The organism is Streptomyces sp. XM83C (genome assembly GCF_023072675.1).
Lineage (GTDB): Bacteria > Actinomycetota > Actinomycetes > Streptomycetales > Streptomycetaceae > Streptomyces > Streptomyces thermocoprophilus.
The window spans coordinates 1-6,576 of record NZ_JALLGL010000329.1 but is presented as its reverse complement, the minus strand read 5'-3'; the positions used below and the strand labels follow the sequence as shown (position 1 = coordinate 6,576).

Annotated in this window: 4 protein-coding genes; 3 read left to right on the top strand and 1 reads right to left on the bottom strand. The window is 75.8% G+C overall.

Annotated elements, in window-relative coordinates:
- Both MTQ10_RS26200 and MTQ10_RS26195 read left to right on the top strand, forming a co-directional pair.
- A partial coding sequence (locus MTQ10_RS26200; protein ID WP_247472630.1) for a protein kinase occupies positions 1-3,541 on the top strand: 3,541 nt, incomplete at its 5' end.
- Positions 3,542-3,884: 343 nt separating this feature from the next.
- Positions 3,885-4,922 (top strand): rod shape-determining protein, encoded by a 1,038-nt coding sequence (locus MTQ10_RS26195; RefSeq protein ID WP_247472629.1) that lies wholly within the window; start codon positions 3,885-3,887, stop codon positions 4,920-4,922.
- Positions 4,923-4,938: 16 nt separating this feature from the next.
- Here MTQ10_RS26195 and MTQ10_RS26190 read toward each other — a convergent pair whose 3' ends face one another.
- Positions 4,939-5,871 (bottom strand): anti-sigma factor RsbA family regulatory protein, encoded by a 933-nt coding sequence (locus tag MTQ10_RS26190; protein WP_247472628.1) that lies wholly within the window; start codon positions 5,869-5,871, stop codon positions 4,939-4,941.
- A gap of 400 nt (positions 5,872-6,271) precedes the next feature.
- Between MTQ10_RS26190 and MTQ10_RS26185 the strand changes: the two genes are divergently transcribed.
- Positions 6,272-6,576 (top strand): ANTAR domain-containing protein (locus tag MTQ10_RS26185; protein ID WP_374117695.1); only part of this gene is annotated, 305 nt, incomplete at its 3' end.

Sequence of the window (6,576 nt, the reverse complement as noted above, 5' to 3'; positions counted from 1 at the left end):
CCCAGTGGGCCAGCCAGGGCGCGCCCTGCCGCTGCCGGTGCTGGAGCCGGGCGCGCCCTGGCTGGCCCACTGGGCGCACCTGGTCGCCTCGGTGGGCGGCGGCCGGGCGCCCGGAGCGGTCGCGTGGCTGCGGGCCGAGCCCCTGCCGCCGGCTGCCCCGGCACCCGACCCCGCCGCGGCGGGCGCCGAGGAACTCGTCCTGCGGTTCCGGGCGACGGCCTCCCCGGAGGCGTTCCGGCTCGCCGGGCATCTGGCGCTGGCGGAGGCGTCGGTGCCGGTGATGCGGCTGGTGCAGCACACGGTGGAGCGGGCGCCGCGCCCCCAGCATCTGGCCGAGGTCATCCTCAGCGGCATGCTGCGGGCCGTGCCGGGTCCGCCGGGCTCGTACGACTTCCGTCCGGGCGTGCGGGAGCTGCTGCTGCGGAGCCTGCCCCGGTCGGTGCGCTCCCGCACGCGCGCGTTCCTGGACGAGATGGGCGTACTGATCGATGAACGCGCGGGCCTGGCGGCCGGGGAGTTCGAGGTGACGGCGGGGGCGGGGGCCGCCCCGGACACGACGGACGGCGGGCCGGGCGACAGCGGCGAACACGCGGGCGCTACGGGTGAAGGCGCGGGCGACGGAGCCGCAGGCCCGGCCGGCGCGGTGTTCGCGACGGTCAGCGAGGAGACGGTACGACGGCTCGGCGGCGCCCCTACAGCGGACGGCACCGGTCACGTCCTGGGCGGACGCTACCTGCTCGTCGAACGGCGCGGGCCGGGCATGCGGATGTGGGAGGCGGAGCACCTGCCCACCGGCCGGCGGGTCGTGGTCCACCGGTGTCCCGAGCAGCGCGACCCGGCCCTGTTCGCCGCGCAGGCCCACAAGCTGGCCAAGCTCGACCACCCGCATGTGGTGCGGGTGCTGGACCACGACGTGGAGGGCCGGTCTCCGTACCTCGTCACGGAGTTCGTCGACGGGGTGACCCTGACCGAGCTGCTCCGGGGCCCTGTGCGGCGTCTGTCCTTCCGGGCCTTCGTGCGGCTCCTCGTCCACGGCCGGCGGGGCCTGCGCGCCCTGCACGCGCAGGGCCTGGTGCGCGGGCAGCACGGAACGCAGGGCCTCCTGCTGAGGCCGGACGGCACGGTGCTGATCAGCCGGTTCGCGCTCGGGGAGGAATCCCGTGGCCGCAACGCGCGGACGGACGAGCAGGACTTCCTCCGGCTGCTGCGGGAGCTGGCCCGCGACATCGCCGCAGCGCCGGACCTGCCGTGGTACGGCCACCTGGCGGACCTCACGAGCCTGCTCGGGGACGGCGATCTGGCGCGGGCGGCGCGCCTCGCCACCGGTCTGGAAGAGCTGGATATCGGCGGCCCCGAACGCACGTACACCCTGCTGGGCCCGCCACGGATCACCGCGGGCGACCGCGAACTCGACCTGCCCTCGCCCCGTGCCCTGGCGATGCTGTTCATGCTGCTGCACGCGGAGGGCCGGCGGGTCACCCGCGCCGAGCTGGCCCGAGGGCTGTGGGAGAACCCACCGCCCCCCGGCGAACTCCTCACGCACCTCACGGACCTGGCGGCGGAGCTGCGCGGGGTCGTGGCCGACGGCTCCCTGGTGGACCTGCCCGACGGCTGGGCCCTGCACATTCCCGACGACCATCTCGACCTCCGCGACCTCGAACAGGCCATCAAGGACCCGGAGCGCCTCCGCCACGCCCACGGCCTCTTCCACGGCGACCCCCTGGACGGCATCCCCGGACCCGCTGCCGCCGCCGCGCGCACCCGCCTGCGGTCGCTGCGCGACCAGCTGGCCCTCGAAGCCCGCCCCGCGCCGCCGTCCACGACGCCCCCGCAGTCCCCGCAGTCCCCGCAGTCCGCACCGTCCACGCCGCCCCCGGCGTCCCCCCGGCTCCCGACGATCGCCTTCCTCGCCGACCGGAGCCTGTCCCACCTGCCGGAGACGCGCATCACCCTGGAGTACGCCGTCCACCAGATGCTGTCCCGCGGCTCCCTCACCCCGGACCGGTACGAGGTACGGGTCCGTGACGACGGCTACGAGGTGAGCACCGAGCCCGGCAGCTATCTCCTGCCGGTGCTGGTGGCGATCCTGCGCGGCCTGCCCGAGATGCTGTCCGGCCTGTCCGACGGGGGCCCGGGGCTGAACGTGCTGCTGTGCTCCGACGACAGCGTGCCGCCCACCCCGGACCAGCTCGCGGGGATCACACCGCACGGCTCCCTCGTCGTCACCGTCTGCCCCGCGCTGTACGCGCAGTTCATGGGCAGCTCGGCCGCGCAGGAGCCGTACCGCTTCCAGCCGCTGCTCGACGGCGGCCCCGACACACCGCCCGTCGCCTGGTACTGCCCGCTGACCGAGGACGACGGCGGGCGGGAGCTGGTGCGCGGCCCGTTCATCACGCAGGACCTGCGCCGGCTCGGGGTGCCCGCGCCCGGCCGTACGGCGATCGTGCACCAGCGGCCCGACGGCCCGCTGACGCTGCTCGACCCGGCCGACCCGTACAGCGGTGAACGGCCGGACGCGCGGACGTACTACGAGGTGGACCTCACCCCCCAGCACGGCGGATACCGCGTGTCCCTGCCCAGCTCGGGCAAGGGCGCCTTCGCGGCGGCGGTGGAGCTGTTCTGGCACGTCGACGACCCGGTGGCGTTCGTGGGGTCGGAGACCGAGCACGTGGCGCAGCCGCTCCTGGACCATCTCGTGGAGTCGGCGTCCCGTATCACGCGCCGCCATCCGCTGCGCCGGGCCGGTGCCGCGCAGCGCGCGGTGAACGCGGGCGTGGGCGACTGGCCGGTGCCGGGGCTTTCCGTGTCGTACTCGGTGGTCCTCGCCCCGGAGGGCGCCCCGCTGCCGGTGGCCGCGCCGTCGGAGACGAAGCCGCCCGCGCTGCCGGATCTCCTCGCCGGCGCGGAGACGGTGCTGCTCGGCTTCGAGGGGCCCGTGGCGCGGCTGTACTCGGCGCGGGCGGCGGAGGAGGCCGTACGGGAGCTGCTGGACGTCGTCACCGGGCAGGGTCGCGGCGGCGGGCCGGCCCGGGAGGCGTTCGAGCATCCGCTGGACGTGCTGCGGGCGTACGCCCGGGACCCGCTCGGGCCGCTGCTGCGCAGCCGGCTGGACGAGATCGAACTGCGGGCGGTGCCCGGCGCGCCGACGACACACAACGCCGTGGCTCTGGTACGGCGACTGCACGAGTCGGGGCGCCGGGTCGCGGTCGTGTCCGATGTGCACGAACTGGCCGTCCTCCGGTACGTCGACCCGTACCGGCTGCCGCTGGCCGGTGTCCACGGCCGGGGCAAGGACCTGACGCTGCTCACCCCCGACCCGGACTGCGTCGTCCGCGGCCTGGGCGGCGACGCCGCGGCCCCGCACCCGCCCGCGCTGCTGGTCAGCTCCTCCCCCGCGGAGGTCGCCGCGGCCCAGCGGCTGGGCGTGCCCTGTGTGGGGCTCCCCCGCAACGCGTCCGCCGAGCGGGACCTGCGGGACGCCGGCTGCGCCCTGACCGTACGAACCCTGCGTCCCCTCCTGGACGCGGCCCGCACGCTCTGACCGGGCATCACCGACACGACCCGGCAGGCAGGTCTCTTCGCGGCGCCCTCCCGGCGCGTCGGCCCACGACCCCGCCCGGGCAGGTCACCGTACGGCCGTGCTCCGCAAGTCGCGGCGCACGGCCGTCACCCGGGAATCGCCGACCACCCCGCCCAGCCACGTCACCGCGCACACCGGCATCCCCACGGCCCCCGTTCGGCGGTGCCCCGCCCGGCCCCCTTCAGCGGGCGCCCGGCGCACGGGCCGCGCACGATTGTCCGAGAGGCCGCCGCCCGGCGGCACGCCCTTCACGGCCCGCCGCGCCGGCGGAGCCGCCACGGTCCGCGCTCTCGGGAGGCCTGCCATGACCGCCAGTCTGGAGCAGCTGCGCCGCTGCCACTTCGCCGTCGACCTGGGCGCCGCGCGGACGCGGGTCTATGTGAAGGGTTCGGGCCTCGTCGTGGACCAGCCGTCCGCCGCGGCCGTCAACACGCGTACGGGCGCGCTGATCGCGGTCGGGGAGTTCGCGGAGAAGATGACGGGCCGCACCCCGCACTACATCCGTGTGGTCCGGCCCGTCTCGGGCGGCACGGTCGTCGACATCGACATGGCGCAGCGCATGCTGCGTCATCTGATCGGCGACAAGGTCCGCCGTCAGCTGCGCCGCAAGCCGTTCCTGCGGGCCGCCGCCTGCACCCCGCACGACGCCGACCCGCTCGCCCAGCGTGCCGCGATCGAGACGCTCGTCGGTCTGGGCGCGCGGCGTGTGGAGCTGGTGGACACGCTGATCGCCGCCGCGGTCGGCTGCGGGCTGCCGGTGGAACGCCCCGAGGCCACCATGATCATGGTGTGCGGGGCGGCGGCGACGCAGGTGGCGGTGCTCTCGCTCGGCTCCATCGTGACCGCCGAGCGGGTCCCGGTGGGTGGTGAGGCCGTGGACCGGGCGATCGTGCAGCATCTGCGGCACGCGCACGAGCTGATGCTGCCCAGTCAGTCGGTACGGCCGCTGCAGATCGCCCTGTCCGGCAACGGTCTCACCCCGCACGGCCCGGCCTCGACGGAGATCCACGGCCGGGACGTCGCCACCGGCCTCGCCCGCTCGGTGAAGATCGACACCGCGGCGGTGCGGGAGGCCATCCAGACGCCGCTGACGGCCGTTCTGGACGGCATCGGCAAGGTGCTGCGGGACTGCCCGCCGGATCTGGTGGCCGACCTCGCCGACCGCGGCATCATGATGGTCGGCGGCAGCGCGCTGCTGCCCGGCTTCGACCAGATGCTGCGTCAGGCCACGGGGATGCCGGTGCACATCGCGGAACGCCCCGACGTGTGCGCCGTACAGGGTCTCGGCCACATGCTGGAGGGCCGTATCGCACCGCTGACGCTGAACCCGCTGGCGGGCTGACGGCCCGTCCGCCGGGTCACACGGCGAAGTACGCCCGCACGGTCGTCCCGTCGTCCCCGGTGTGCGTGCGGACGAGGTCGGAGACGAGGTTGACCAGCAGCAGGCCGCGTCCGCCGCGCCGCTCACGAGGGGCGGGCCGGCGACCGGCCAGCGGGTCGGTGAGCCGCCCGTCGTCGCGGACCTCGCACACCACGTACCCGCTCTCGGCCCACACCCACAGCGTGCCGGCGCCGCCGCCGTGCACCACGCTGTTGGTGGTCAACTCGGCGGTGACCAGCGCCAGATCGTCGAGCCGTACCCCGGTCAGCCCGAGCCGGCGGCCCTCGGCGACGGCATGGTGCCGGGCCGGGGAGAGCGCGGCGGCGGTGAACGCGCACGCCGGCGCCCCGGGCGGGGCGGGCGGCAGCGGCACGTTGTAGCGGGCGACCGCCTGCTCGGGCGCGTACGCGCGGCTGTCGTGGGCCACGGTGGCGCCGGCGGGGACGACGGTGGGGTGGGTGACGTACGCGTCGGCGAGGACGCCGGGGTCGAGGCGGCCGGCGTCGTAGGGGCACAGGACGGTCACCGCACGGCCCCGGAACGCGGCGTTGATCAGCGCCTCGTGCTGGACGCAGGCCGGGTACTCGACGCTGCTGCGCCCCGCCCACACGGGTTCGCCGACGATACGGACGCGCCGTCCGGGCGGCTGGGCGTCGGCGAAGGCGTGCAGCACGGCGGGCAGGATACGGCCGGGGTTGCGTCCGGCCTCCCGCATGTCCAGCAGCCGCACGGCGCCGGCGCAGGCGCCGAGGGCGTCGCGGACCAGGTCCAGGTTCTCCCCGGGCACGGCGACGGCGACGGGCTCCTCGGCGGCCAGCGCGTCACGCACGAAGGGCAGGACACCGGCGAGGTACTCGGCCTCGCCCCGGTAGAACAGGGCGGGGTGGTCGAAGAGGTCGGCGGCACTCATGACTTCGGCACCTCGATCGCCGGACGGTCGTACCGGAACGCCACCGGCACGAGGCGGGGGGCGCGGGACGGCGGGTTCGGCACGATACGCCGCCCACACCCGGAGACCCGGGGCGCGACGGCATCCGCCGCGGGCGCCCCGAGGGCCGGACGTACGAGGGTGACGGTCCCGTCTCCCGTGTCCGCCTCCATGGCACCCTGCCCTCGGTCGTGTGACCTCCGGCCTCCGGCCCAGGACCGCTGTCACGGGCCGTCGGCTCTGTCCCCGTCCCGGTCCGCCTACCCTCCCCGACCCGGCCGACACTCGGCCACGTGTATGCCGCCGTTCGGGGGGCAGGCGCATCACCAGCGGGGGCGGCAGGAGAGACGGTCGGATCGTGACACGCAGGGGGCGCTACGCCGTGAGGAGCGAGGCAGAGGACATCGCAGGCCGGCCGGGCACCGTGGCGGAGCCACAGCCCGCGCCCGCCGTGCCGGACCGGGAGGAGCGGCTGCGGCTGCTGCAGGAGGAGATAGCACAGCTGCGGCACGCGATCGCCTCCCGCCCGGTGATCGACCAGGCGCGCGGCATCCTGATGGCCACGCACTGCTGCACATCGGAGGAGGCGTGGGCGATCCTGCGGGAGGCGTCCCAGCTGTCCAACACGAAGCTGCGCCTCGTCGCGACGGCCCTGGTCACCGGCACCCGCCCCGACGCCCCGCCCCC

Coding starts and splice junctions, on each gene's coding strand:
- MTQ10_RS26195 (WP_247472629.1), top strand. CDS start 3,885: ATGACCGCCAGTCTGGAGCAGCTGCGCCGCTGCCACTTCGCCGTCGAC.
- MTQ10_RS26190 (WP_247472628.1), bottom strand. CDS start 5,871: ATGAGTGCCGCCGACCTCTTCGACCACCCCGCCCTGTTCTACCGGGGC.